The organism is Ensifer sp. 1H6 (assembly GCF_001976035.1).
Lineage (GTDB): Bacteria > Pseudomonadota > Alphaproteobacteria > Rhizobiales > Rhizobiaceae > Ensifer > Ensifer canadensis.
Genome location: NZ_MOAI01000010.1, coordinates 181084 through 205259, shown reverse-complemented (window position 1 = coordinate 205259; position 24176 = coordinate 181084). Strand labels below are relative to the sequence as shown.

At 62.4% G+C, this 24176-nt stretch carries 25 protein-coding genes; 6 read left to right on the top strand and 19 right to left on the bottom strand.

Annotated elements, in window-relative coordinates; genetic code table 11:
• Positions 1-26 precede the first annotated feature (26 nt).
• From BKP54_RS14545 to BKP54_RS14495, 11 genes are all read right to left on the bottom strand, one after another.
• The gene (locus BKP54_RS14545) at positions 27-1433 is read right to left on the bottom strand and encodes an ATP-binding protein (RefSeq protein ID WP_025426350.1); all 1407 of its coding nucleotides are present in this window, start codon (positions 1431-1433) and stop codon (positions 27-29) included.
• On the bottom strand, positions 1430-2131 hold the full coding sequence (locus BKP54_RS14540) for a response regulator transcription factor (RefSeq protein ID WP_025426349.1): 702 nt from the start codon (positions 2129-2131) through the stop codon (positions 1430-1432). Before BKP54_RS14540 ends, BKP54_RS14545 begins: the two co-directional genes overlap by 4 nt.
• 135 nt (positions 2132-2266) lie before the next feature.
• Positions 2267-3826 carry a Do family serine endopeptidase gene (locus BKP54_RS14535; protein WP_025426348.1) on the bottom strand — a complete coding sequence of 520 codons (1560 nt, stop codon included), beginning with the start codon at positions 3824-3826 and terminating at the stop codon, positions 2267-2269.
• Positions 3827-4144: 318 nt separating this feature from the next.
• Positions 4145-4600, bottom strand: a complete 456-nt coding sequence (locus BKP54_RS14530) for a cytochrome c-type biogenesis protein (RefSeq protein ID WP_025426347.1) — start codon at positions 4598-4600, stop codon at positions 4145-4147.
• Positions 4597-6585 (bottom strand): heme lyase CcmF/NrfE family subunit, encoded by a 1989-nt coding sequence (locus BKP54_RS14525; RefSeq protein ID WP_025426346.1) that lies wholly within the window; start codon positions 6583-6585, stop codon positions 4597-4599. The genes BKP54_RS14530 and BKP54_RS14525 overlap by 4 nt, the downstream gene beginning before the upstream one ends.
• Positions 6582-7034 carry a cytochrome c maturation protein CcmE gene (gene ccmE, locus BKP54_RS14520; protein WP_025426345.1) on the bottom strand — a complete coding sequence of 151 codons (453 nt, stop codon included), beginning with the start codon at positions 7032-7034 and terminating at the stop codon, positions 6582-6584. The genes BKP54_RS14525 and ccmE overlap by 4 nt, the downstream gene beginning before the upstream one ends.
• On the bottom strand, positions 7031-8179 hold the full coding sequence (ccmI, locus tag BKP54_RS14515; RefSeq protein WP_084814544.1) for a c-type cytochrome biogenesis protein CcmI: 1149 nt from the start codon (positions 8177-8179) through the stop codon (positions 7031-7033). Before ccmI ends, ccmE begins: the two co-directional genes overlap by 4 nt.
• A 91-nt stretch (positions 8180-8270) precedes the next feature.
• Positions 8271-8714, bottom strand: coding sequence for a membrane protein (locus BKP54_RS14510; RefSeq protein ID WP_025426343.1), 444 nt, complete (start codon positions 8712-8714; stop codon positions 8271-8273).
• A 172-nt stretch (positions 8715-8886) separates the two neighbouring features.
• A complete protein-coding gene (locus tag BKP54_RS14505; protein ID WP_025426342.1) occupies positions 8887-10272 on the bottom strand; it encodes a HAMP domain-containing sensor histidine kinase in 1386 nt (461 codons plus the stop codon).
• Positions 10262-10933 carry a two-component system response regulator FeuP gene (gene feuP / locus BKP54_RS14500; protein WP_025426341.1) on the bottom strand — a complete coding sequence of 224 codons (672 nt, stop codon included), beginning with the start codon at positions 10931-10933 and terminating at the stop codon, positions 10262-10264. Before feuP ends, BKP54_RS14505 begins: the two co-directional genes overlap by 11 nt.
• A gap of 42 nt (positions 10934-10975) precedes the next feature.
• Positions 10976-11230 carry a hypothetical protein gene (locus tag BKP54_RS14495; protein ID WP_025426340.1) on the bottom strand — a complete coding sequence of 85 codons (255 nt, stop codon included), beginning with the start codon at positions 11228-11230 and terminating at the stop codon, positions 10976-10978.
• A gap of 896 nt (positions 11231-12126) precedes the next feature.
• On the opposite strand from BKP54_RS14495, the gene BKP54_RS36045 reads away from it, so the two are divergent.
• Positions 12127-12267: a hypothetical protein gene (locus tag BKP54_RS36045; RefSeq protein ID WP_164474924.1), complete on the top strand. Its 141-nt coding sequence runs from the start codon at positions 12127-12129 to the stop codon at positions 12265-12267.
• 324 nt (positions 12268-12591) lie between these two features.
• Entirely contained in the window at positions 12592-12927 is a 336-nt protein-coding gene (locus BKP54_RS14485) for an MmcQ/YjbR family DNA-binding protein (protein ID WP_025426338.1), read from the top strand.
• 63 nt (positions 12928-12990) lie between these two features.
• Here BKP54_RS14485 and BKP54_RS14480 read toward each other — a convergent pair whose 3' ends face one another.
• Both BKP54_RS14480 and BKP54_RS14475 read right to left on the bottom strand, forming a co-directional pair.
• Positions 12991-13500, bottom strand: a complete 510-nt coding sequence (locus BKP54_RS14480; protein WP_025426337.1) for a GNAT family N-acetyltransferase — start codon at positions 13498-13500, stop codon at positions 12991-12993.
• A 108-nt stretch (positions 13501-13608) separates the two neighbouring features.
• A complete protein-coding gene (locus tag BKP54_RS14475) occupies positions 13609-14076 on the bottom strand; it encodes a YcgN family cysteine cluster protein (protein WP_025426336.1) in 468 nt (155 codons plus the stop codon).
• Between the two features lie 264 nt (positions 14077-14340).
• Between BKP54_RS14475 and BKP54_RS14470 the strand changes: the two genes are divergently transcribed.
• The 3 genes from BKP54_RS14470 (at position 14341) to BKP54_RS14460 (ending at position 17821) form a co-directional block, all read left to right on the top strand.
• On the top strand, positions 14341-16545 hold the full coding sequence (locus tag BKP54_RS14470; protein ID WP_025426335.1) for a transglycosylase domain-containing protein: 2205 nt from the start codon (positions 14341-14343) through the stop codon (positions 16543-16545).
• A gap of 150 nt (positions 16546-16695) precedes the next feature.
• Entirely contained in the window at positions 16696-17283 is a 588-nt protein-coding gene (locus BKP54_RS14465) for a DUF1214 domain-containing protein (RefSeq protein WP_025426334.1), read from the top strand.
• Entirely contained in the window at positions 17276-17821 is a 546-nt protein-coding gene (locus BKP54_RS14460; protein ID WP_025426333.1) for a membrane protein, read from the top strand. The genes BKP54_RS14465 and BKP54_RS14460 overlap by 8 nt, the downstream gene beginning before the upstream one ends.
• Positions 17822-17984: 163 nt before the next feature.
• Here BKP54_RS14460 and BKP54_RS35095 read toward each other — a convergent pair whose 3' ends face one another.
• The 3 genes from BKP54_RS35095 to BKP54_RS14450 form a co-directional block, all read right to left on the bottom strand.
• A complete protein-coding gene (locus tag BKP54_RS35095) occupies positions 17985-18158 on the bottom strand; it encodes a hypothetical protein (RefSeq protein WP_164474925.1) in 174 nt (57 codons plus the stop codon).
• A 312-nt stretch (positions 18159-18470) separates the two neighbouring features.
• Entirely contained in the window at positions 18471-18755 is a 285-nt protein-coding gene (locus tag BKP54_RS14455; protein ID WP_025426332.1) for a hypothetical protein, read from the bottom strand.
• A 145-nt stretch (positions 18756-18900) separates the two neighbouring features.
• Positions 18901-19584 (bottom strand): SH3 domain-containing protein, encoded by a 684-nt coding sequence (locus BKP54_RS14450; protein WP_025426331.1) that lies wholly within the window; start codon positions 19582-19584, stop codon positions 18901-18903.
• Between the two features lie 294 nt (positions 19585-19878).
• Between BKP54_RS14450 and BKP54_RS14445 the strand changes: the two genes are divergently transcribed.
• Positions 19879-20949, top strand: coding sequence for a DUF2336 domain-containing protein (locus tag BKP54_RS14445; RefSeq protein WP_084814547.1), 1071 nt, complete (start codon positions 19879-19881; stop codon positions 20947-20949).
• Between the two features lie 142 nt (positions 20950-21091).
• Here the strand turns inward: BKP54_RS14445 and BKP54_RS14440 are convergent, their stop codons facing one another.
• From BKP54_RS14440 to BKP54_RS14430, 3 genes are all read right to left on the bottom strand, one after another.
• Positions 21092-21451 (bottom strand): DUF1491 family protein, encoded by a 360-nt coding sequence (locus BKP54_RS14440; RefSeq protein ID WP_025426329.1) that lies wholly within the window; start codon positions 21449-21451, stop codon positions 21092-21094.
• Between the two features lie 96 nt (positions 21452-21547).
• Positions 21548-22513: a peptidoglycan-binding protein gene (locus BKP54_RS14435; protein ID WP_025426328.1), complete on the bottom strand. Its 966-nt coding sequence runs from the start codon at positions 22511-22513 to the stop codon at positions 21548-21550.
• Positions 22485-24056: a HAMP domain-containing sensor histidine kinase gene (locus tag BKP54_RS14430; RefSeq protein ID WP_057211476.1), complete on the bottom strand. Its 1572-nt coding sequence runs from the start codon at positions 24054-24056 to the stop codon at positions 22485-22487. The genes BKP54_RS14435 and BKP54_RS14430 overlap by 29 nt, the downstream gene beginning before the upstream one ends.
• Positions 24057-24176: the final 120 nt, after the last annotated feature.

The following is a 24176-nucleotide window of genomic DNA, read 5'->3' as shown; positions in this document are numbered from 1 at the left end:
CCCCGTGTTCTCCGCAAACCGGTCTATCAGGTCGCGGACGCCGGGAAAACCATGTGTACCGTCAGTCCCTTGCAGTTGTCAGCGCCATCAGCATCGGTTGCAGCCAGATCCAGCACACCATGATGCATCTCCATCACTGCCTCGACGAGCGACAGGCCGAGACCCGTGCCGGGCTTGGAGCGGCTCTCATCCAGCCGAACGAAGCGCTTGACGACTTCGTCGCGCTTTTCCCTAGGAACACCCGGCCCGTGGTCGGCAACCGAAAGAACGACTTTGCCGTCGCGCCTGCCGAGCGAAACCTTGATCAGCGGATCGGCGGCGCCTTCGGCATATTTGATCGCATTGTCGAGTAGATTGCCGAGCGCCTGGCCGACAAGCTCGCGATTGCCCGAAATCACCATGCCTGGCGCCACATCCGCCTCCAGCCGCAGGCCGACATCTTCGGCGACTGGTTCATAGAGTTCGACGCAATCCGACACAATCTGCGAAAGGTCGATCTCGCTCATCTCGGCAGCAGCCGAACCCGCTTCGACGCGCGAAATCATCAGGAGCGCATTGAAGGTGCGGATCAGCTGATCCGACTCGCCGATGATTTCCTCCAGCGCGCCGCGCTGACTTGTACCCTTGCGCGCAAGTGCGGCTTCCGCCTTGTTGCGCAGCCGCGTCAACGGTGTCTTCAGGTCGTGGGCGATGTTGTCGGAGACCTGGCGCAGCCCCTCGTTCAGCTTCTCGATGCGGCCGAGCATCGCGTTCAGCGATTCGGAAAGCCGGTCGAATTCGTCGCCGGAACCGCTGGTCGGCAGACGCTGCGACAGGTCGCCCGCCATGATCTTGGTGCTCGCCTCGGACATGCGGTCGATGCGCTTCAGCGCATTGCGGCCGATGGCAAACCAGATGATCAGCGCACCGAGGCCCATGATGCCGAGGGCGACCATCAGCGCCTGGCGCACCAGCGCACGAAACTTCTGCGGCTCCTGCAGGTCACGGCCAACAAGGATGCGCAGGCCGTTGTCGAGCATCAGCACATGGGCAAGTGCCACATGGCTGTCCTGGCGGGTCTCGTCGGTATAGCGCTGGTAGGCAAAGGGTTTCTCCGTCCAGCCTTCGCGATCGAGAAGGCCCGGCTCCAGGCTCGCCACATTGCCAGCAAGGATTTCACCGCTTGGCCCGGCGATCACATAGAGATTGGCGCCAGGCTGGCGCGCGCGCCGTTCCAATGAGCGCAGCAGCCCATTGATCCCCGCACGGGTATAGACCTGCTCGATCTGGGTCACCTCTGCGGTCACTGCGTCGCGCGTCTGCTGCTGTAGCAGACGCTCGGACATGCCGGTGACATAGAAGACGAGAAAGGCGGCGCAGAGCGAGAAGAGGATCAGATAGAGCGCGGACAACCGGACGGCGGTTGTCCTCAACAGGACGCCGAGTTTGCTCATGCGCTGGCGGTCCGGTCATCCTTGATCATATAGCCGGCGCCGCGCACGGTTCGGAGCAGCGGCAGATCGAAGTCCTTCTCGATCTTGGAACGCAGTCGCGACACGTGCACGTCGATGACATTGGTCTGCGGATCGAAGTGATAGTCCCAGACGTTTTCGAGCAGCATCGTGCGGGTCACGACCTGGCCGGCATTTTTCATCAGGTACTCGAGCAGCCGGAACTCGCGCGGCTGCAGCGGGATTTCCTTGCCCTGGCGGCGAACCGAGTGCGACAGGCGGTCGAGCTCGAGATCTCCGACCCGGTAGACCATGTCCTGTTCCGGCGTACCCTTGCGGCGGCCGAGCACTTCAACGCGGGCGAGAAGCTCGTTGAAGGCATAGGGTTTCGGCAGGTAGTCGTCGCCGCCGGCGCGCAGACCCGTCACCCGATCATCGACCTGGCCGAGCGCCGACAGAATGAGCACCGGCGTATGGACTTCCTTGCGACGCAGCTCCGAAATCACCGACAGGCCATCGCGGCGCGGCAACATGCGGTCGACCACGAGAACGTCGTAGCTGTTTTCGCTGGCCATGAAGAGGCCGCTTTCGCCGTCGCTCGCGTGATCACAGACGATGCCGGCTTCCCGGAACGCCTTTGCCAGATAGGCGGCTGCCTCGATATCGTCTTCAATAATAAGAATCTTCATACGCGTGACCATAGTCCCGGACCCCTGTCTGTCTCAACCGGTTTCGGTTCTTCCGACAACCGGCATGGCGATCACTTCGCCCCAAACGGCCGGCGCCGCGAAATCGCTTGGATATCGCGCGCCCTGGTCATTCATTCGCAGCCGCGATCAACCCTGATCGATGGGAAGCGCCACGAAGCGGCTGCCGTTCTCGGCCTCGATCTGGAAGAGCGCCTTGCTGCGACCGTCCTTCTTGGCGATGTTGATCACCTTGAGGATATCGTCCGCCGACTTCACTTCCTGATTGTTGACGGAAACGATCTTCTCGCCCTGCTTCAGGCCACGGTCGCTGGCGTCCGAGTCCTCGTCCACCGAGGCAATCGTCACGCCCTTGCCGTCATCCGACGGCGTCACCGTCATGCCAAGGTCGGCCAGGGCCTGCTCGCTCGACGGCTGGGTTTCCTCGGACTGGTTGCCCTGATCCGTGGCCGCTTCCTTGTCGTCCTTCGGCAGCGTGCCGATCTCGAGCTTGACGGTTTCCGACTTGCCGTTGCGCCACAGTGCAACGTCGACCGTGGTGCCCGGGCGCATGCCGGCTACCTTGCGGGCAAGATCGCGCGGATCCTTGATCGTGTCGCCGTTGAGCGCAGTGACCACGTCGCCCTTCTTGATGCCGGCCTTGTCGCCCGGCGAGCCGGCCTGCGGCTCGACGACGAGTGCGCCGGCTGCCTCAGACAGACCGAGCGATTCGGCGATATCCTTGCTCACCGGCTGGATCTGAACACCGAGCCAACCGCGCGATACCGAGCCGTCCTTCATCAGGTCGGCAACGACGTCCTTGGCGACGGATGCCGGAATGGCGAAGGCGATGCCGACATTGCCGCCCGACGGCGAGAAGATCGCGGTGTTGATGCCGACCACTTCGCCCGAAAGGTTGAAGGTCGGACCACCCGAGTTGCCGCGGTTCACCGCTGCGTCGACCTGCAGATAGTCGTCATAGGGACCCGAACCGATATCGCGGCCACGGGCCGAGATGATGCCGGAGGTTACCGTGCCGCCGAGACCGAAGGGGTTGCCGACGGCAACGACCCAGTCGCCGACGCGGACCTTGTTGTCGTCGGCCCAGCTGACATAGGTGAACTTGCGCTTGTCATCGACCTTGAGCACGGCGAGATCGGTGCGGCTGTCCTTGCCGATCAACTTGGCGTCAAGCTCGGTGCCGTCATTGAGGATGACCGTGAACGCAGAGCCATCGGAAACGACGTGATTGTTGGTGACGAGGTAACCGTCTTCGGAGATGAAGAAGCCGGAGCCTTGCGAAGTCGGGCGCAGGCGACCTTCGCCGTGCGGGCCACGACGGCCGGGGCCGCGTTCGGCACGGTCATCGCCGCGCGGGCCGCCGAATTCCTTGAAGAAACGCTTCAGCGGGTGATCGTCGGGAAGCTCATCCAGACCGCGACCGCCAAAATCGAAGGTGAAGCCATTGCCCTCGTCGGAAACGGGATTAGCACGCGACTGGACGCGGACGGAGACTACGGCCGGGGAAACCGCGTCGACGACATTGGCAAAGCTCGGCACCTGGGGCGCATCGACCTTGACGGGTTCGGCGAAGGACTGGGCAATCGTGGCCGGCAGGCCGGAGGTCAGCATGACGGCCGCAAGACCCGCAACGGTCGAGGTCTTCAGAACAGTCTTGAGGGAGGGACGCAGGAGTTTGGTCGTAATCATCCGTTTTGCCTTTTCTCTTCCTTGAAGCCGCTGGAAGCAGCTTCGGCATCTTGATTTCGAGGATCGCCGCGGGGGTAGCGATTTCGCTCTTGGCTGACTGGAGGAACAGCCGATGACGAAAGATGTAACGGATTGGACCTTACTGAGTTCTGTCCGGAGGATGAATTTTTGGTAATGTTGGTGGCGGGCGTCTGCAACGGCGCATTGCCCGTGGGATCGAGAGCGTTTCCGCCTTAGGCGGAGTCGCAGAAACGCGCTATCTCTCTGTTTTACGCATTTCCTGGCGGAAAGCCGCTTCGCACTTTTCCTGGAAATGCTCTACGGCTGAAGCAGCTTCTTCAGCTTTTCCTTCTCGTCGTCGGAAAGCGGCGTGCCGCGCGATTGCCGGCCGCGTTTGAGTGCCGCCACCAGCAACGTCGCGGCGCCGACCAGCAAAAGCAGGATCGGCATGCCCCACAGGATCATCGTCTTGGTTTCGAACCGCGGCTTCAGCAACACGAACTCGCCATAGCGCGAGACGACATAGTCGATCACCGCCTCGTCGCTGTCGCCATTTGCCAACCTCTCGCGCACCAGAACCCTGAGATCCTTGGCAAGCTCTGCGTTGGAATCGTCGATCGACTGGTTCTGGCAGACCATGCAGCGGAGCTCGGCCGAGATCGCCCGCGCCCGTGCTTCGAGTGCCGGATCGGACAAGACCTCATCCGGATTGACCGCGAAGGTCGGGCCGAGCGACGCCAGAAACAGAAAGAACGCCAGCAGCAATCGGTTCATTCGGCCGCTCCCACCGGGATCGTCTTCGGCCGCTTGGCGCGCGTCGGCGCGCCAACGCGCAGGCGGCGATCGCTGAGCGAGACGAAACCTCCCGCCATCATCAACAGCGTGCCGCCCCAGATGCACAGGATCATCGGCTTCCACCAGATGCGCACGACGATGCCGCCTTCGCTGATCTGGTCACCGAGCGAAACGTAGAGCTGGCTCAGGCCGAAGGTACGGATACCGGCTTCGGTGGTCGGCATGCGCCGCGCCTGATAGAGCCGCTTCGACGACCAGATGTCGGTGACGACGACGCCACCGCTGCTGATGGTGAAATGGCCGGATTCCTCGGAATAATTCGGACCGCTACCGTTGCGCATGCCGTCGAACCGCAGGGTGTAGCCTCCCGCGTCCACGGTCATACCCGGCTTCATCTCGACGACGGTCTCGGTTTCGAAGGCGGTGACGGCGACGATGCCGATCAGCGTGACGCCGAGGCCGATATGCGCAAGTGCGGTGCCGAAGGCCGAGCGCGGCAGGCCGGAGAACCGCCGCCAGGCGACGTTGCCCGCGACCTTGCCGAGCCCCGAGCGCAGCGCCAGATCCGTCACCGAACCGGCGATCAGATAGACGCCCAGCGCAATGCCGAACAAAGCGAGGATCGGTCCGCCGTTCATGGCGTAGTAATAGACGCAGCCGACGACGAGGCCGACGGCAACCGCTGCAAACAGCCGCTGGGCAACGCCCATGAGATCTCCGCGCTTCCAGGCCAGCAGGGGACCGAAGGGCACCGCAAACAGGAGTGGCAGCATCAACAGCCCGAAGGTCATGTTGAAGAAGGGCGGCCCGACCGAAATCTTGTCGCCGGTCAGCGCTTCAAGCACCAGAGGGTAGAGCGTGCCGGTCAGCACGGTCGCGGCCGCGGTCGTCAGGATGAGGTTGTTGAAGACAAGAGCGCCTTCCTTCGAAACCGGCGCGAAGATGCCGCCGGCTTTCAGCCGCGATGCGCGGTAGGCAAACAGCGAAAAGGCGCCGCCGATGAAAAAAACGAGGATGGCGAGGATGAAGATGCCGCGGGTCGGGTCGGTCGCGAAGGCATGAACCGAAGTCAGCACGCCAGAGCGAACGAGGAAGGTGCCAAGCAGCGACAGCGAGAAGGTCATGATCGCCAGCAGCACGGTCCAGATCTTCAGCGCTTCGCGCTTCTCCATGACCAGAGCGGAATGCAGCAGCGCGGTGCCGGCAAGCCACGGCATGAACGAGGCGTTTTCGACCGGATCCCAGAACCACCAGCCACCCCAGCCAAGCTCGTAATAGGCCCAATAGGAGCCCATCGAAATGCCGGCCGTCAGGAACGTCCAGGCAGCAAGGGTCCAGGGACGCACCCAGCGCGCCCAGGCAGCGTCGATACGCCCTTCGATCAGGGCGGCGATGGCAAAGGAGAAGCAGACGGAAAAGCCGACATAGCCCAGATAAAGTAAGGGCGGGTGAATGGCGAGACCGACGTCCTGCAGGATCGGGTTCAGGTCCTTGCCTTCGCCCGGTGCCGGGATAAGGCGGGCGAAAGGGTTGGATGTCAGCAGGATGAACAGCGTGAAAGCCACGGCAATCCAGGCCTGCACCGCGAGCACATTCGCCTTCAGCGTTTCCGGCAGATTACGACCAAATGTGGCGACCAGCGCCGAAAAGAACACCAGGATCAAGAGCCAGAGCAGCATTGATCCTTCATGGTTCCCCCAGACGCCGGAAATCTTGTAGATCAGCGGCTTCAGCGAATGCGAGTTCTCCCAGACGTTGCGGACCGAAAAATCCGACGTGACATAGGCGAAGGTCAGCACGGCGAAGGAGAAGGCGACGAGCAGGAAACAGGCAATCGCCGCGCTGGAGGCGAGCTCCATCAGGGCGCGATCGTTGAGCCTGGCGCCAAGGATCGGCAAAGCCGCTTGCACGAAGGCGGTCGCAAGCGCCAGAACCAGCGCATAATGTCCAAGTTCGATAATCATCGAACGGTTTCCTTCCCGCTGAGTTCGACACCCTGCGCCTTCAAGCGGTCGGCGACATCCTTCGGCATATAGGTCTCATCATGCTTGGCGAGCACGGAGTCTGCAACGAAGACCGAGCTGCCGGCAACGAACGTGCCCTCGGTGACCACGCCTTGCCCCTCACGGAACAGGTCCGGCAGGATGCCGGTATAGGTCACCGGCACCTGGCCGAGCGTATCGGTAACGGTGAAGGTCACGGTCTTGCCGTCGCCGCGCTTGACCGAACCGGCCTCGACCAGCCCGCCTAGACGGATGCGGGTTCCCGGCGGCACGTCGGTCTTGGCGAGATCGCTCGGCACGTAGAAATAGGCGATCGCCTGGCTGAAGGCGAACATTACGAGGAGGACGGCAAGCGTCAGAAAGCCGACGCCACCGCCGATGATCGCCAGTCGCTTCTGTTTTCGCGTCATTGCGTCTCTCCGTCCGTCTTGATCCCGAGTTCACGGGCCAGCGCAAGCAGCTGTTTTCCCTGTTCGCCGTCCGCCGGGAAGGTTTTCAGGCTTTCCTTTAGGGCGGCCGCCGCCTGGTCTCTTTGATCAAGCACAACATGCGAACGGATCAGCCGCGCCCAGCCTTCGGCGTTGGCGGGGTCTTCCTTAAGCCGGTTCGCCAGGCTTTCGACCATGCCGCGGATCATCTCCTGGCGGTCGCCGGCGTTCATGTCCTGTGCGGCGGCGATATCGTCCGCGCTCGGATTTCCCGGTGCAGCGCCCGCAACATTGCCGGCAGCGCCACCTGAAAGCTCGGCCACGTGCTGCTTGACGAGCGGCACCCAGGGCGCATCCGCCGGGGAACTGGCGATCAGCCTGTTGAAGGCTGCAAGCGCCTCGTCCTTCTTGCCTTCCTGCTTCAGGCCAAGGGCAAGATAGAATTCGGAACGCGGGTCGTTCGGGTCGATGGCGAGGGATCTGCGGAGAGCCGACTGCGCTTCGGTGGTCACAAGTCCGCCGGACAGCGTGATCACCGCCTCGGCATAGCCACCCAGCCGCGCCGGCGTCGGCCCCAGCAGGCGCACGGCGCTGTCATAGGCGGCGACCGCCTCCTCGACGCGACCGTTGCGCATGTAGATTGGCGCCAGCACGTCCCAGCCGGCACCGTCGTTCGGGTTCTGCGCCAGGTGATTTTCCGCCCGCGCAATCAGAATGTTGATATCGGCACCGGGATCGGCAAGGCGCGCCGCCAAAGGCTGCGCCGGAACCCCTGGGCTGCCAGTGAACATGTAGAGACAGAGCCCAATTGCGGGAAGACAGAGAAGCACGAAGGCCTGCGCCACGATGTTGACGCCGCGGCGCGTGGCTGCGGCCGGCTCGGCGGCATTGTCGATCTCGCCAGCCGCAAGCAGCCGGCGGGCGACCTCGGCGCGGGCGAGTTCGGCATCGTCGCCGCTGATCAGGCCGCTCTCCTGGTCACGCGTCAGTTCATCGAGCTGATCGCGATAAACTTCGATATCATGACTATGGGGAGACGATGCGGGCGCTGCCGCCCGCAAGAGCGGGAGGATGAGTACGACAGCTACAGCCGCCGTCAACGTGGCGACGAGGATCCAGAACAACATGGATGCTCAATACTATGGCACCCATGCCATTCCAACTCGAAAACCTGCAATGACAGAGATTTGAGGCGTTTCGCCGCAACCGGAAATCCGGTCAGCTGAGCGGCGTCCAGCTTCCGTCGGAATTCCGGCAGGCCGCACCACGCGCCGTCGTCGGTTGTCCCTTGACGGTCACGGTGTGGCTGTACTGGCGGCAGTTCTGCGAACCGACCTGATAAGGTGCGGCGGCGACGACCGAACCGGTGACGCTACGCCCCTGCCAGTTGACCGGCTGACCGCCCGGAGCAGCCTCCAGGGCGCGGTACTCGGCCTCGAGCGCACGCTGGCGGTCCGACGTTCCGATATCGAGATTGCTGAGCCGGCCGATAACGCCGCCCTGCAGGGCCGTGATGTAGGTCGTCGAAGACACGCTGCGGGTCGCGGTCGTGCCCAACCCGGCCGCCGCGGTCTGTCCGCCCGAGGTGGTGCTGCAGCCGGCAAGAGCCACCGCCGACGCGATCAACGCGATCCTGCCGCTGACGACAATAGTTCGTGTCATTTCTGCCTGGTTCCTCATGATCCGCGACATGTACTTTCTAACGCGGGGCTCCGCCTGCGCCGACCGGCGGGGCCGAGCGGAGACTTCCCTTTGATTTTCTTTTGGCATTCCCTGTTGGCAGAGGCAACTGGAAGGGCAGTCGACGCGATACTTTCGCGCGCCAGTGTGACACCTAAACCGCAGCCGGCAGCACGAGCTCGGCGCGCAGCCCGCCCTCTTCCCGGCGCGACAGCGTCAGCGTGCCCTGATATTCCCGTACGATTTCACTGACGATCGACAGACCGAGGCCCGTTCCCGGCTTGCTCTCATCCAGCCGCTTGCCGCGCTTCATCGCCAGCGCGATCTGATCCGGGTCGAGGCCAGCTCCGTCGTCGTCGACGTCGAGAACGATCCATTGCCGACCGGTTTCCTTTGCGTGCTCTTCGTTTGTAGCCGGACGAACATTCAGCCAGACCTCGCCCTTGGCGTGGCGAGCGGCGTTTTCGAGCAGGTTACCGACAGTCTCCTCGACATCCTGCAGCTCCATCGCTAGCACCAGGCCCGGCGGGTTGATCGACAGATGAACCTCTTTTTCCGGATTGAGCTTGCGCATCACGCGCACAAGCCGCTCCAGCGCCGGCTGCGCTTCTGTGCGGGCGAGAATGGATTCGCGCTGGGCGGCGATCCGCGCGCGGCTCAGATAGGATTGAACCTGCATCTGCATCGCATCGACCTGGTTTCTGACGAGTTCGCCATGCGACGCCTCAAGCACGCGGGCCTCGTTGAGGAGGACCGCGATCGGCGTCTTCAACGAGTGCGCGAGGTTGCCGACCTGCATGCGCGCCCGCTCGACGATGCGGCGGTTGCTGTCAATCAGCGCATTCACTTCGTTTGCAAGTGGCTGGATCTCGCGCGGAAAGGCACCATCGAGCCTTTCGCTTTCGCCGGCCCGGATCTTCTCCAGCGAGCGGCGGACCTGGTCGAGCGGTCTGAGACCGAAGAGAATGGTCAGCGCGTTCATGCCGAGCCCGCCGAGGCCGAAGATCGAGAGCGCGATGGTCAGATTGCGGGTAAAGCGGTTGATGTCCGCCTCTAGAACGTCACGATTGCCGGCAACGCGGAAACGGGCGGTGTGGCCCTGAATGTCGAGAACGACTTCGGTCTCGGCCACTTCGACCTCGTTTCCGAACGGGTCCTTGGTGGTGTAGAAACGGACGTAACCGGTATCGAAGGGGACTTCGTCGACGCTCGCGATCGGCAGCTTCGCGTTGCCGAGCGAGGTAGAAATCAGCGGCGGCGTGTCGAACTCGCCGATCGGATCGACGATCCAGTACCAGCCGGTCTGCGGCTGGGAGAAGCGCAGGTCGCCGAGCTGGGGACTGCCGGCAAGCACCGTCTTCTCATTGACCGAAATCGAGTTGACGACGTTGAAAAGCTGGGCACGCAGCAGGTCCTTGAAGCCGCGTTCCGATCCTTGCCGGTAGAGGGCTGAGATGACAACCCCGATCACCACCAGGGCAACGACGGCCCAGACGGTCGAAACCGCCAATACGCGGGCCGTAAGGGATCTAATTGCCATTGCCGGGCGCTTGCATGCGGTATCCGAGGCCGCGCACCGTCTCGATCAGGTCGTTGCCGATCTTCTTGCGAAGACGGCCGACAAAAACTTCGATCGTGTTGGAATCGCGGTCGAAGTCCTGATCGTACATGTGTTCGACCAGTTCCGTCCGGGATACGACCTGGCCCATGTGGTGCATGAGGTAGGAGAGCAGCCGGAACTCGTGCGACGTCAGCTTCAGCGCCGTTCCGTCGACGGTTGCCTTCGACCCCTTTGTGTCGAGCCGCACCGGGCCGCAGACAATTTCCGAGCTTGCGTGGCCGGCCGCCCGGCGGATCAGCGCGCGGATGCGGGCAAGCACCTCCTCGACATGGAACGGCTTGGCGACATAATCGTCGGCACCGGCATCGATGCCGGCCACCTTGTCGCTCCAGCGATCACGCGCCGTCAGGATCAGCACCGGCATGCTCTTGCCGCCGCCGCGCCATTTTTCAAGAACGGTGATGCCGTCCATCTCGGGCAGGCCGATATCGAGGATCACGGCGTCATAGGGCTCGGCATCGCCGAGATAGTGACCCTCTTCGCCGTCATAGGCCTGATCGACGACGTAGCCGGCCTCCTTCAGCACTTCGGCGAGCTGCCGGTTCAGGTTGACGTCGTCCTCGACTATCAGAATGCGCATTCGTACCCACTTTTCCTCTTTCGCACCGTCGTCACGGGCGAATTACATCGGCACCCTTACGGTCACCTTTTTCGGTCGCCCGCCATTGCCCGGCACAAGCACCGTGATCACGCACTGGCCATCGGACGTCGGCTGTGCCGACAGCAGTTCGCCGCCGGTTTCCGAAACGACTTGCTGAGCAGCCGCGCTGCAATCGCCGGCCACGCGGACGACAAAGTCCGTGGGCACGTTGACCTCAGGCGGAGCAAAGCCCGCAAGGCCTGCGGCAAGCGCGGCTATGATCACTGGTGAAGACATGAACGCACTTTCGACTTGGGAAGCATCATGGCAAAAGCAATAACCGATAGAGGCTGAATGGCAAATGAATGTCGGCCGCCCAGCCGGGCGAACAGCCACCTGTGAATGGCTGTATCCACAGTGACCCGACCGCAGATTGCAACGATTCCTTCGACGGTGAAACTCGACGGAAGAAAACCTCCGCCTGACAGCGGTCCGTGCCGAACATCGATCCGCTGCAGCGCCGTGCCAGCCGCCAATCAACGAGGCGCATTCCGCGACGGAGCCGCCGGCTTGACGATCAGCCATTTGTTAAGCCCTTCCTGCTATCGTTGGGTACTCGGTCGAGAACCAGATGGCCGCAGCCTCCGTCGCTCGGCTTACGGCAAGACTTGAAGTGGGCTCGAAATCCCGAGTCCTTTGAATCTCTTGGCCGCACATCTTCCAAAGTTGAGTCCGGCTCTTGCGGGGTTGAATGAGCGCGATCCGGCGAAGAGTCCGACCCCTCATCTAAGCCTCTGCATTGTTTGGTGTTGCCGCGCGCACGTCGGGCCTTCAGGACGCCTCATGGGGTCAAATACTCTCATCTCACAGCCAGATCGCGATTATCGAAACGCCGTTCGCAACTGAACTTGCTCGCTTTGCGGTGACGTCGCGCACGCGCGCTATCAACCCACTACAGCGCCTGATCGCCAAAGCCGCTTGCTCAAAAGACCGCCCTCCCGACTCACCGAGCGCCAAATTGGCCCGCTGTCCCCGGTCGGCTGAATGCAACTGTGGATCATTGAAAAATTAATCGATTTAAAGATTTTTCAATCGTTTAAATGATTTAAGCCACTGATTTACAAAGCGTTTACGATGTGAAATTGTCCGCCCGTCAACTAGTCATGAATTTGCAACAGGCCCGGGAGGATCGGATGCAGACGCTCGTAAACAACCAGCCGGCATCTCAGCAGTCCAAGGTACCGCAGTCGCTGCTGGACCGTTTCGAAAGCGAATGGCGCGAAATGCGCTCAGCCACCCAGACAACACCGAAGCCCGTTCAGCCGGCTGAATAAGCCTGCGCTAGCGCGCGAGAATAGGCTTGTCGACACGACTATGCCCATCGACCTTAAAGCCGCCCGCGGTCAACGCCGCGAGCGGCTTTCGCTTTTTGGCTTAATGCAGCTCTAAAAGCGCCTTGTGTCTTGAAGAGCCTTCTCGTTCTCGGGGGTGATCGGTCGCATCCAGCTGGTATTCCCCCCGCCCGCGCAGCCCCAAAAGAAGCTGACAACGCTGTGAATCCCGCCTCCCGCGGTGGCGTATCGAGCCGCGCGTATGGCCAGCCGTGTGGCGATTTCCTGCCTTTTGGCCAATCGGAAAAACCGTGTTACTCTTTTTCCATGCTGACCGACGAGATTGAAAAACTGGCGCTGAGCCTGCCGGGAACGGAAGAAAATGCCCATTTCGGCACGCGGGACTTCCGTGTGGGCAAGCGCATCTTCATGTCTCTGCCCGAGGCAGGGCGGGCGGTTTTCAAGTTCACACCGGATCAGCAGCGCATGCTGCTGGAAATGGAACCCGGCGTCTGCGCTGCGGTCCCCGGTGGCTGGGGCAACAAGGGCTGGACCTCGCTCTACTTTGTCGAGGCCGACGAGGATCTCGTTCGCCAGTCGATGGAAACCGCGTGGCGCAATGTTGCCCCCAAAAGCCTGGTGAAGAAGAACGGCCGTCATTGACGCGGCCGGCATCGACGTTTCGAAAGCCGTCTGCAGACGACCTTCTATCCGCAGGCAATCGTCTCAGAGAACATAGTCGAAAAGCGTGACCGGCTTGTCGTGATACTCCGTCTGCGCGAACGGCCGCATGCCGAGTTTCTCCACGATTCTGATCGATGCCGCATTGGCCGGGCTGACGATAGCGGTTACGCGGCGTCCGGCGTGATGTTCCCGCGCCCAGCCGAAAGCCGCATGCGCAGCTTCGCTGGCATAACCGCGTCCCTGCGCCTCAGGCGCGATCGTCCAGCCGGTCTCCATCGTCCCGGTCAGGGCGGGAGAAATCTCGCGGCGCAGTTCCTGAAAGCCGACCTGCCCGACGAAGCGCCCGGAGCTTCTCTCTACGATCACGAAATAACCGAAGCCAAAGAACTGCCAGCCGCCCTCCTGACGCAAAAACCGCGTCCACATCTGTTCGCCGGAAAAGGGGGCCGGTGCGATATGACGAAGGATCTCTGGATCCGACCACATCTGCTGATAGGGCTCGAAATCCTCCAGCTGCGGTCTGCGGAGAATGAGGCGGTCGGTGCTGATCATCGGAATGCCTGAGAACGATGGAATACCACCGATCTCTAGCTGCTCTCCGCAGTGCCTGCAATGGCGCCCCGTTCCAAAACCGATTCCGCAAGGGCAGCTAACAGGCTGTTAACCCAAACTTTTCTCGCCGACTTCCAGCGGCCAGGTCACGAGGTAATCCTCGTAGTCCTCGATGTCGATGCCGTCTTCCGCAACGGTGCGGCCACGCACGGAAATGCCGGCGGTGTGCACCGTCTCGGCATCGCCCGAGAGCAGCGGATGCCACCAATAGAGGTCGCGGCCTTCCGCCACCAGCCGATAGCCGCAGGTCGGCGGCAGCCAGGTAATCTCGCGCACCGCGTCCGGCGTCAGCTGAATGCAATCCGGCACCGTTGCCTGACGGTTCGGATAGTCCTTGCACCGACAGCTCTCGCCGTCGAGCAGCGTGCAGCGGATCGAGGTCCAGGCGATCTCTGCCGTTTCCCAATCCTCGAGCTTGTTGAGGCAACAGAGCCCGCAGCCGTCGCAGAGGCTTTCCCACTCCGCGTCATTCATCTCGTCAAGGCTCTTCGCCTTCCAGAAAGGCATTTCGCCCATCGCCATCACACTTTCGTCAAATCGGTCGCGCTACTGCGCGGCACGTCTTATCAGACGTGCAAAGGTCACAGTAGCGATTTGAGTTGCTGCAGGTTTGTCCTTTAATCGGCGACGACCAAAGGAAACATGCAGGAGAGAAATTTCGCAGAAAATTGCCGGTTTTTTAAGGCCACCGGCGCGATATGCAAGTAGATTGGAATTTGACGCCGTGCAAATATCGCGCGGCACCGGCATGATGCCAAAAGCCTTCAGGACGTTGAGACCGTGCGGGAACCGAGGAAAGACGATAACCGGCCGAAAAAGCGGCACATCTTTCTGAGAATCGATTCCTGGATCGATTCGACGGTCTGGAATGCCGGGTTCAAACTCTCACAATGGTGGGAAGATACCACTATTTTCTTCCGCCGCTTCCGCGTCACGGGCTGGAAGAAGGCGGTCTTCGAGGTCCTCGGTGAAGGTATGACCTGGGGAACGGCCGGCTCGGTGCTGATGCTGGCTCTCGCTCTTCCGGCCTTCGAGGAGACCAAGGGCAACTGGCGGGCGCAAAGCGATTTCGCCGTCACCTTCCTTGACCGCTACGGCAACGAAATCGGCCATCGCGGCATCATTCACGAAGATTCCGTGCCGATCGACGAATTGCCGGATCATCTGATCAAGGCTGTGCTCGCAACGGAAGACCGGCGCTTCTTCGACCACTACGGCATCGATTTTCTCGGGCTCGCCCGCGCCATGACCGAGAATGCACGCGCCGGCGGTGTCGTCCAGGGCGGCTCGACGCTGACGCAGCAGCTCGCCAAGAACCTGTTCCTGTCGAACGAGCGCACGATCGAGCGCAAGATCAAGGAAGCGTTTCTGGCCATCTGGCTCGAATCCAACCTTTCGAAGAAAGAGATCCTGCGGCTCTACCTCGACCGCGCCTATATGGGCGGCGGGACGTTTGGTGCTGCGGCAGCGGCGCAGTTTTATTTCGGCAAGGCGATCACCGACGTCAACCTGGCGGAATCCGCCATGCTCGCCGGCCTCTTCAAGGCACCGGCGCGCTACGCCCCGCACGTCAACCTGCCGGCCGCCCGCGGCCGCGCCAACGAGGTTTTGACAAACCTCGTCCAGGGCGGGCTGATGACTGAGGGCCAAGTGATTGCGGCACGTCTCAACCCGGCAACCGTCATCGATCGCGCCCAGGTGAAGGCGCCCGACTTCTTCCTCGACTGGGCGTTTGACGAAGTGCAGCGCATCGCCCGGCCATTTGCCCAGCATTCACTCATCGTGCGCACCACCATCGACATGGGGCTGCAGAATGCGGCCGAGGATTCGGTCGAGTCCAGCCTTCGGCAATATGGCGAGAGCTTCCATGTGAAGCAGGGCGCACTGGTGATGGTCGAAAACGGAGGTCCTGTCAGGGCGATGGTCGGCGGCCGCGACTATGGCGAGAGCCAGTTCAACCGCGCCACGCGGGCGCTGCGCCAACCGGGGTCTTCCTTCAAGGTCTACACCTACGCGGCGGCCATGGAAAAAGGCATGACGCCGGAGACCATCGTCGTCGACGCACCGATCACCTGGCGCGGATGGTCACCGCAGAATTACGGCCGCAGCTATGCCGGCCGCATCACCATCCTGACGGCGATCGCTAGGTCGATCAACTCGATCCCGGTGCGCCTCGCCAAGGACAAGCTCGGCACGGAGCTGATCGCGCAGACCGCCAAGAACATGGGCATCGAAACGCCACTGCGCACCGACAAGACGATGCCGCTCGGCACCTCCGAAGTGACGGTACTCGACCAGGCGACGGCCTATGCCGTGTTCCCAGCCGGCGGCCTACAATCACGCCGCCACGGCATCAGCCAGATCCTGAATTATGACGGCGACATCCTCTACGACTTTTCCCGCGACGAACCGCCGGCCAGACGCATCCTTTCCGAGCAGGCCAACGCATCGATGAATTCGATGCTGACGCAGATCCCGGTGATCGGCACGGCACGCAAGGCGGCCCTCGACAACGGCATCGTTACCGGCGGCAAGACCGGCACCACCCAGGCCTATCGCGACGCCTGGTTCGTCGGTTTTACCGGTGACTACACGACGGCGGTCTGGTTCGGAAACGACGACTATACTTCGACCAACAACATGACCGGCGGTTCGCTGCCGGCAATGACCTTCAAGCGGCTGATGGATTATGCCGAACAGGGCATCGAGCACCGCCAGATACCGGGGATAACGTCCCCGGCGCCTGCACCGAGCAAGCAACCGGAGGTCGCCAATGCCAAGCCGGATGAAAATGCCCTGCCGCCGCTGGTGCGGCCGCGGTCGCTATCGGCAGACGTGACACGGCTCCTGCGTTCGGTGGGCGATACCTTCGAAAAGGCCCCCGCCTTGAAGGCGCCGGAAAGGAGCGGCGGCAAAGTCGCCGTACTCGGCGCCGCCGACGGCGGGTCCTCCCAACAGGCTCTCCCGAATGCCGCCAGCAATTGAACGCGCTCGAAACCTTGAATTGAACGGCCGGATCGATACCGGTTGCCAGGTCGGCGCGATGATCGCCGTTGCGTCGCGCGCCCGTTTGGGCGAGACATGGGCTGCGCGGCGCATTGCGCCTATGCATAACCATATTCGATAGAGCCGCCCTTGTTCCGAATTCCCCTCCTCGTCGCCCTTGCCCTTGCCATCGCCTTCGGCGGCGGCATCGCTTCAGCCGTCTGGGCGCTGAAGGCGACGGTCGGTTTCGGCTCGATCTCGATCGGCCCGTGGGTCGCCTTCCCCGAAGCACAGACCGAGAATGCCGACCCCTATGCCAAGGCACATCGCGCCCGGGCCGGCGAACTGCTCTATGGCGGCGCCGAAGGGCTGATGTTCATGGCACAGGTCGACGACAGGGGCGAGAAGCTGTCGGCCGCCTGCTCCTACGATGTCTCGGGGCTGACGCCGCAGGCGCGATTCTGGACGCTCTATGCAGCGAATGCCGATGGCGTGCCGCTGCGCCCCGGCTCGGATCTGCCTTCGGCGATCAACTCGTGGACGGTGCTGCGCGCCGAAGACAGTTCCTTCACCATCCATGTCTCGCCGAACGCCAAGCCGGACAACTGGGTAGCGTTACGGCATTCCGGAACCTTCCGGCTGGTCCTGACGCTGCTCGATACCCCGACGGCAGGTTCCTCCGGCCTTATCGATCTCGCCATGCCGAAAATCGTGAAAACGGGATGCGGCGATGCGTAGTGTTCTGTTCGCTTCCATCCTTGGTCTCGTGGGCGCAGCACTGCTGCATATCATCATCGTGCTGGTGCTGCCGCAATTTACCGGTCGCGACGCCTATACGCGCGTTCTCGGTCTTCTCGAGATGGACAGCTTCTTTTCTTTGACGAGTACCCCTGGACCGACCGGCCTCAGCAACGACGACCCTTATCTCCGCACGGCCGTCTGCAGCTTTTCGATCACCGACGGTCCGGCGCGGTTCCTCGCCAGAGGCGCGGTACCTTTCTGGTCGCTTGCGGTTTTCGACAGCGCATCGAATGAGGTCTTCAGCATGAACGACCACACCGCCGTCAACGGCAGGCTCGACCTCGTGGTTGCGACGCCGATCCAGCTGGTGGAACTGCGCAAGACGCCGCCGGAAGCTCTGGCACAATCGATCATGGTGGAGATGAAGGAAGAGGATGGCTATGCGGTGCTGCGCGCCATGGCGCCGCTCGACAGCTTCGAGGATCAGGTCCGGAACTTCCTGGCGGAATCAAGCTGCGAGCCGTTCCGTCGTTAGTCAGCGCAGTCCCTCGGACAGGGTACGCGGCCTTCAGCCTTGCCGTTCCTATCTCGATGTCGTGGAGAAGATGAACGCGACCGCAAGGGGCGGAGCGTTGTTGGCACAAGCAAAGCCGTGCGCAGGCCGGCCGATGCAGCCGACACATGGGCGGTGGATATAACTACTGCTTCTTGATCCGACGTCCGTCGGGCGCGGTTGGCTGCGGATCGCGGCCATCGAGACGCTCGTAGCGGATTCCGGTAAACAGAAGCACTTTTGCTCCGCCCGATATGGCCGGAGGTCTGCGTGGTGGCATTTGGACCTTGTGGTCCTGCATTCTGATCACGTCTGCCATGCTCGTCTCCATATAGGCTTGAGACGGATGAACTACCGTACAGATTTCACCCTGCCCTTTCGGGGCCAGCGCATTTTCCCGGGCAGTGCCCGGACAGGCGCGCTTTTCTCATCTTCTCCTTCTTCCGGTCGCCCGGAGGTTGCTGCTTGCTCAAGTGGTACAGACCAATCATAGACGGTCCGCTTCGATTGAGCCATAGGCTGGTTAACAGATGGTTAACGCCGCATCTGCACCCCTAACCTGTGGGAGTATGTCCCCCGGAAAAACAAAACACTGTATCCGGGGTAACAGCTTCGGGCGGAACGGGAATGGCTAGCGCCTGGACAACAGTCCAAACAGGAAGGAAACGCCGGCAACGGTCAGAAGCGTCGAAATCGGCTCTTCACGGACGCGCTCTCGCACCCGCTCGGTCATCAACTCCGCTTCGCTCTGAACAACCGCTTTTGCACCGGACCCGATCGCCGACACGCTATCGGTCAGCCGGGCAATCTCGGCGCGCAACTCGGCAATCTGCGCTTCCAACTCGACGCGAGCAGCCGATGCTTCGACTTCACTCTCGACCGTGTCACGCACCGCCTGCAGTTTCTTTTCTACCATTGCAACGCTCCTTCTCTTGCCCGCTTTCAACGCATCGCAACGGCAATGGTTCCGATCGAGAGCAGCGAAAATCCGAACGCCAACGAAAAACGGGCGGCCCTTGGGCCGCCCGTCCGAAAGCTGGGCGCATCGCCCACCACTCGCATCACTCCACGCAGGATGGGTCCATCGCCTGGCATCGAATCAATGGAACCGGGCGAGCGCCGCCGTAACCATCTTCGAAGTCCTCGCGCACGCGGGTGCCATCGCGGTCCCGTTGACGTTCCCAGTCGCGGCGGTCATCGCCGCCTGCCTGATCGTCCCAGCGCTCGCCGTCTCTGCGGTTACGCTCCCAGTCCTGCCGGGTGCGGTCGCGTTCCCACTCGCGGCGATCGCGGTCACGCTGACGTTCCCAGTCCCGCGGGCGACGGTTGTCGTCGACCCAATCCGGCCCACGACGCCACCGGTCACGGTCGCGATAGAAGTCACGGCCGCGATAGTTGCGGTCCCAGTAGCGATCGAATTGGAAGACCACCGTCGGGATACCGAGCGGGCGGTAATATTGCGGTTCGACATAGACCCTGTTGCGACGATAATCCGCCTGCACATAGCGTCCGGCGACCCAGCCGCGGCCGCCAAAGAAGGAAACGTCACACCAGGGCAGATCGGCAAGACAGCCGTGGATTTCGACGGCTTCTCCGGCCGGGATCAACGACACTGCCGGATAGCGCGTGCTCGGACCGGACCGCATATTGACGTTGGCGGTTGCAAACCCCTCTGCCGCCTCGGCAATCGCCGGCGCCAGGAAAAGCGCGCATATGGCCGCTGCGCGCAACACTATTTTCTTCACAGTAAGCTTTCTCCCATCGGAAGGCCCCTCTTCACTAAGCCCTCTTGCGTCGGCGGGCGTCCGGAACCCTTCACCGTCACCGCGATCACTTAAAGCCGCTTGTGGATTTTTTAAGGCTGGAAACGATCGAGCCCACAGGAAGCAGGGCTTTGCGATAGAAAGCGCACAAAATCACCAGCCGCTCGCACGCCGCAAGCCTGAATAAAGCCCCAACGTCCATAGTTAACAGTACGCTAACGCTTTTCTTTTATTTTTAGTGACGTGTGCCGTTCCGGATCGCCGGCAATGGCGATCATGTTTTGCGTGCAAGGATTTATCGTGACGGAACGCTTTCGTGAGTTGGAAAGGCCACAGACGGGCCGCTTGAAGGACGTCGTCCTGATGGCAACCGTCAGCGGTTTCGAAAGCCTGCGGATCCCTCGCAAGTCCGACATGAAGCAATTTTCCGAATTGTTCGAGCCGCTGTTCCTCGGCTCCAGCAGCGAAGCGCGCCGTCAGGCCGCCGCCGCGCTGTCGCAGTGCCCCCATGTTCCGGAGCCGGTCGCAGCCCTGATCGGCAGCATGCCGATCTCGATCGCCGCCATTTTCCTGACCCGTTCGCAGGCCCTGTCGGATCGAACGCTTATCGGCATCATCCGCCAGCAGGGAGCGGCCCACGCCGGTGCAATCGCCCGCCGCACCGCTCTGTCGCCTTCCGTGATCGATGCCCTGGTCGAGCACCACAACCCCGCCGGCCTTTCCGCCCGCCCGGACGTGCGGCAACAGACAGTCGCTGCGCCTTCAACGCTGGCCGAGCCGGATGTCGATGCTGCAAGGGCCGCGCGCGAGGAAACCTTGCGCACCGAAATCAAGACACTTGCCCGTGTCGCGGCGCACGAGGCGGCTGCCGCCGCATCTACCATTATACCGATCAGCACTACGCTAAGCGCCCTCCTGGTGCGCTTTGCCCGCAGCGGCGAGATCATCCTGTTTTCGCGTGCGCTGGCGACGGCGCTCGATGCCGGAGGGCACCTGGTCGAGCGCATTCTTCTCGACGTTTCCGGCCAACAGCTGGCGACGAGCCTGATCGCCCTATCGCTGCCGACCGACGATCTCACCTTCGTGCTGCAGTCGCTTTATCCGCACCTCGCCGAACGCATCGGCGGCACCACGCGCGCTGAAGCCTTGACCGGCGCCATGGACCCGACATCGAGCCGCGAACAGCTTGACGCCTGGCTGCAATCCGAGGAACGGGACGCGCCCGCGGCACGGCACCAGCCCTATCTTGCGGATGACCATGCCAATGATGCGTGCCAGCTGACCGTCCGCAAGGTAGCCGGGGCCGCCGGCGGCGCCAAGCCGCAACGGGTGTTCGGCCGCCGTTAGAGCGTTTCCGATTTAGACGGAACCGAACAAACGCTCTATCTCTTTGTTTTTACGCATTTCCTGACGGAAAACCGCTTCGCACTTTTCCTGGAAATGCTCTAGTCCTGGTCACGACCGAGCCGGCCCAGCTCTCACATATGGTTCAAGAGTGGTTTGCGCCGTCTTCCGGCACGACATCGAACAGGTCGGCGCGATCGTCCAGCTCGATCTCGACGATCCAGCAATCCGGATCGAAACGGATTTCACGGGAGAGTGCATCATCCACGGCGTCGCCATCGCGATCCTTCAAGCGGATCTCGAACTTGCGACCGATATTGGCGTCGTCATCGAAGAAGTTCTGCGGCGCCGGTGCAAACAGCGTTTCGGTACCCATCCGCGTGCGTTGACGAATAAAGATCGCGCCAGCGTCCTCCGCCCCCTTGCGCAGGATAGCTGCGTACCCACCGAGCGCAAAGGCGCGGCGCAGCAACGCGGAGACGAAAATGTGGGATTTGAGACGCATGGACATGCCTGTACACGGGCGGAGCCAGGCATGCAAATTGGCTGCCGCGACAAGAATGTGTTCAACGGATGGGAGACGCGCCCGTGAGAAGGTCCCTCAAAGCGCGCCGATCTCCTTGAGCTTCTTCAGCACTTTGGCATTGGGCTCACCGGTCTGCGGCAACCGGTAGTGCTTCTCGAAATGGCGAATCGCTGCACGCGTCTGGTCCCCCGCAACGCCGTCGACGACGATGTCGGCATAGGCGAGGTTGCTTAAGCCCTTCTGGATGTCCAGGACCAGCTCGCTCGACACCGGGATCTCGGCACGCGGAATCAGCATCTTGTCGGTCTCGGCCGAGCGGATGGCTGCGGCGACAGGGTCGACATCGGCAACTGCACGTTTCGGATCGGCGTAGGGCCGGCTTGCCGGCAGTGCCGCGGCCATCTTCTGGCCAGATGTCGTGCGCAGGGCGCGCAGCAGTTCGGCGCTCACGGCGCCTGTCTCGGTGCGTCCGGCCTGCTTCTCAAATCGCAGGATTGCGGCTGACGTGCGCGGGCCTGTGCGTCCATCCGGCACGCCATCATAAAGGCCGATGCGGTTCAGTTCCTTCTGGATATCGGCGACCAGTGGTGACGCGGACGTCTCCGGCACCGAGGCGACACGTTCGGGCGACGGCTTTTCGGCAGGCGCCTCAGACGGGACCGCCGCGATCACCTCCTCGACGTTTTCCGTCGCCTTGTCGTCCTCGCGCTTGATGACGAAGGTGGTGACGTTGCGCGGCTCGATCTCGGCGCCCTTGGCGACGGCGATGCGCTCGGCGGTCTCTGGACTGACAAGCGGCACGCGGGTGCGAAGCAACGGCGATGGATGGGCGCCATGCTGGTACCACATGGCGTTTGCAGCAACGAAGGAGAAGACCACAACAAAGGCAGCCGAACCGCCGGCACTCAACGGGTGCCGGGCCGCCAGCCGTCCAGCAAGCGCAACCCCGCGGCCGGCGAGAGCCAGCCCACGCATGGCAAGGCCTGGCGCGGAACGCGCCGCCTTCTTGCGATCAGGCTGTTTTCGCTTGCGCGGCGCCATATCCCCGTTCCTCGTTCAAACCCGTCCTTTCGAATCGGTCGCCATCGGCAACCGCCTGCGTGTCACTATCTCTCAGCCGCGGCGGAAATTCGACGGTCACGGCCGAGCGCGGTTCCTCGCGATTGGCCTCGACGATGCCGGACCCGTCGCTGGGCAGCGTAACAGTGATGACTGTGCCTTCGCGCTCGCGGCTGCGGATCGCGACCTCGCCGCCGTGAAGCGCCACGAGGCCCTTGACCAGCGAGAGACCGAGACCGGTGCCCTCGTAACGGCGGGTGTAGTCGTTCTGGATCTGGACGAAGGGTTGCCCCAACATCTGCAATTTGTCGGCGGCGATGCCGATGCCGGTGTCGCTGACGGTCAGCTTCAAGGCCGGACCGTCAAGCTCGGCGTCGATCGTCACCATGCCGCCGTGGTCGGTGAACTTGATGGCGTTTCCGACAAGGTTGATCAGAACCTGCTGGAAGGCGCGTTGGTCGGCATTGATCTCGCCGACACTGCGGGTCACGCGGCTCGCCAGCTTGACGCCCTTTTCCTGGGCCTGATGCGACAGCATCGCTTCGCAGGCCGCGACCGCCTCGGCCACGCGGAAGGGCTCGGGAACCAGCTCGTAGCGGCCCGCTTCGATCTTGCTCATGTCGAGCATCGTATTGACGACCGACAGAAGGTGCTCGCCCGACTTGTGGATCAGGCTGACATATTCGCGCTGGCGGTCGTTTTCGAGCTTGCCGAAATACTCGCCCGTCAGCACGTCGGAGAAGCCGAGGATGGCGTTGAGCGGCGTGCGCAGTTCATGGCTGACGGCGGCAAGGAAACGGGTCTTGGCATCGTTGGCCGATTCCGCTTCTGCGGTTCTCGCCGCAGCTTCGACGCGCAGCCGTGCTTCCTGCGATACATCGCGCGACTGTGCCAGGATCGCCGTCAGACCGCCGTTGCGGTCGAGAAGCGGTGCGAGTTCGCAGCACATATGGACGAATTGTTCGCCTTCAGCCGGCAGCGACCGGCGCTCGATGCGAATGTTGACGGTCGCCCGCTCGCCGCCCTGGCGCAGAATATCGATCGCGCTCAGGAAGGTGATGCGATCGGAGACGTGGATCTGCTCGATGAAGCCGCGGCCGCCCGGGTCGCGCATCAGGGTCAGATGCTCGGCCGAGTCACGGCCGTGAATGGAGAGAACATTGCCGCGCAGATCGTGCACGGTGACAAGACCGGCAAAAAGGTCGTAGGCGGCCGAAAGATCCGGAAGATCTGGTACAGCCGGCTCGAGCGTTTCCGAGGCCTGGTTGCCGCGTCCACGAGCAATGGCGGTAGCAGCGGCCAGCAGCGAGGCGGACGCCCAAAGAGCGGTCCCAAGCGGCAATGCGGAGGAAACGGGCATGGCGAGCGCAAGCGCCAGCGGTACTGCCGGAAGTGCTGTCAGGGAGACGGCAGCGACCGTACGCAGACGCTTGAGGTCCCGACGGCCAATGGCGGAGCCAGCCTCGCGGCGGGGCAACCACAGGGCAGCGGCCTCGTCCACGCGGGACGTCCATCTGCCAGCCATGTCACGCAATACGCTCACGCCTTACCCTGCCACATTTGTTGTTCTTGCGAGACTGAGCGTGACCGATTTCCGCTTCATGCGGGCCGCCATTCGAACTGCCTCGTGACATGTCGGAATCTC

What these genes read in the sequence shown, in the direction of transcription:
- BKP54_RS14545 (WP_025426350.1), bottom strand. Translation starts at nt 1,433, where the DNA reads ATGAGCAAACTCGGCGTCCTGTTGAGGACAACCGCCGTCCGGTTGTCC.
- BKP54_RS14540 (WP_025426349.1), bottom strand. Translation starts at nt 2,131, where the DNA reads ATGGTCACGCGTATGAAGATTCTTATTATTGAAGACGATATCGAGGCA.
- BKP54_RS14535 (WP_025426348.1), bottom strand. Translation starts at nt 3,826, where the DNA reads ATGATTACGACCAAACTCCTGCGTCCCTCCCTCAAGACTGTTCTGAAG.
- BKP54_RS14530 (WP_025426347.1), bottom strand. Translation starts at nt 4,600, where the DNA reads ATGAACCGATTGCTGCTGGCGTTCTTTCTGTTTCTGGCGTCGCTCGGC.
- BKP54_RS14525 (WP_025426346.1), bottom strand. Translation starts at nt 6,585, where the DNA reads ATGATTATCGAACTTGGACATTATGCGCTGGTTCTGGCGCTTGCGACC.
- ccmE (WP_025426345.1), bottom strand. Translation starts at nt 7,034, where the DNA reads ATGACGCGAAAACAGAAGCGACTGGCGATCATCGGCGGTGGCGTCGGC.
- ccmI (WP_084814544.1), bottom strand. Translation starts at nt 8,179, where the DNA reads ATGTTGTTCTGGATCCTCGTCGCCACGTTGACGGCGGCTGTAGCTGTC.
- BKP54_RS14510 (WP_025426343.1), bottom strand. Translation starts at nt 8,714, where the DNA reads ATGACACGAACTATTGTCGTCAGCGGCAGGATCGCGTTGATCGCGTCG.
- BKP54_RS14505 (WP_025426342.1), bottom strand. Translation starts at nt 10,272, where the DNA reads ATGGCAATTAGATCCCTTACGGCCCGCGTATTGGCGGTTTCGACCGTC.
- feuP (WP_025426341.1), bottom strand. Translation starts at nt 10,933, where the DNA reads ATGCGCATTCTGATAGTCGAGGACGACGTCAACCTGAACCGGCAGCTC.
- BKP54_RS14495 (WP_025426340.1), bottom strand. Translation starts at nt 11,230, where the DNA reads ATGTCTTCACCAGTGATCATAGCCGCGCTTGCCGCAGGCCTTGCGGGC.
- BKP54_RS36045 (WP_164474924.1), top strand. Translation starts at nt 12,127, where the DNA reads ATGCAGACGCTCGTAAACAACCAGCCGGCATCTCAGCAGTCCAAGGTA.
- BKP54_RS14485 (WP_025426338.1), top strand. Translation starts at nt 12,592, where the DNA reads ATGCTGACCGACGAGATTGAAAAACTGGCGCTGAGCCTGCCGGGAACG.
- BKP54_RS14480 (WP_025426337.1), bottom strand. Translation starts at nt 13,500, where the DNA reads ATGATCAGCACCGACCGCCTCATTCTCCGCAGACCGCAGCTGGAGGAT.
- BKP54_RS14475 (WP_025426336.1), bottom strand. Translation starts at nt 14,076, where the DNA reads ATGGGCGAAATGCCTTTCTGGAAGGCGAAGAGCCTTGACGAGATGAAT.
- BKP54_RS14460 (WP_025426333.1), top strand. Translation starts at nt 17,276, where the DNA reads ATGCGTAGTGTTCTGTTCGCTTCCATCCTTGGTCTCGTGGGCGCAGCA.
- BKP54_RS35095 (WP_164474925.1), bottom strand. Translation starts at nt 18,158, where the DNA reads ATGGCAGACGTGATCAGAATGCAGGACCACAAGGTCCAAATGCCACCA.
- BKP54_RS14455 (WP_025426332.1), bottom strand. Translation starts at nt 18,755, where the DNA reads ATGGTAGAAAAGAAACTGCAGGCGGTGCGTGACACGGTCGAGAGTGAA.
- BKP54_RS14445 (WP_084814547.1), top strand. Translation starts at nt 19,879, where the DNA reads ATGTTTTGCGTGCAAGGATTTATCGTGACGGAACGCTTTCGTGAGTTG.
- BKP54_RS14440 (WP_025426329.1), bottom strand. Translation starts at nt 21,451, where the DNA reads ATGCGTCTCAAATCCCACATTTTCGTCTCCGCGTTGCTGCGCCGCGCC.
- BKP54_RS14435 (WP_025426328.1), bottom strand. Translation starts at nt 22,513, where the DNA reads ATGGCGCCGCGCAAGCGAAAACAGCCTGATCGCAAGAAGGCGGCGCGT.
- BKP54_RS14430 (WP_057211476.1), bottom strand. Translation starts at nt 24,056, where the DNA reads ATGGCTGGCAGATGGACGTCCCGCGTGGACGAGGCCGCTGCCCTGTGG.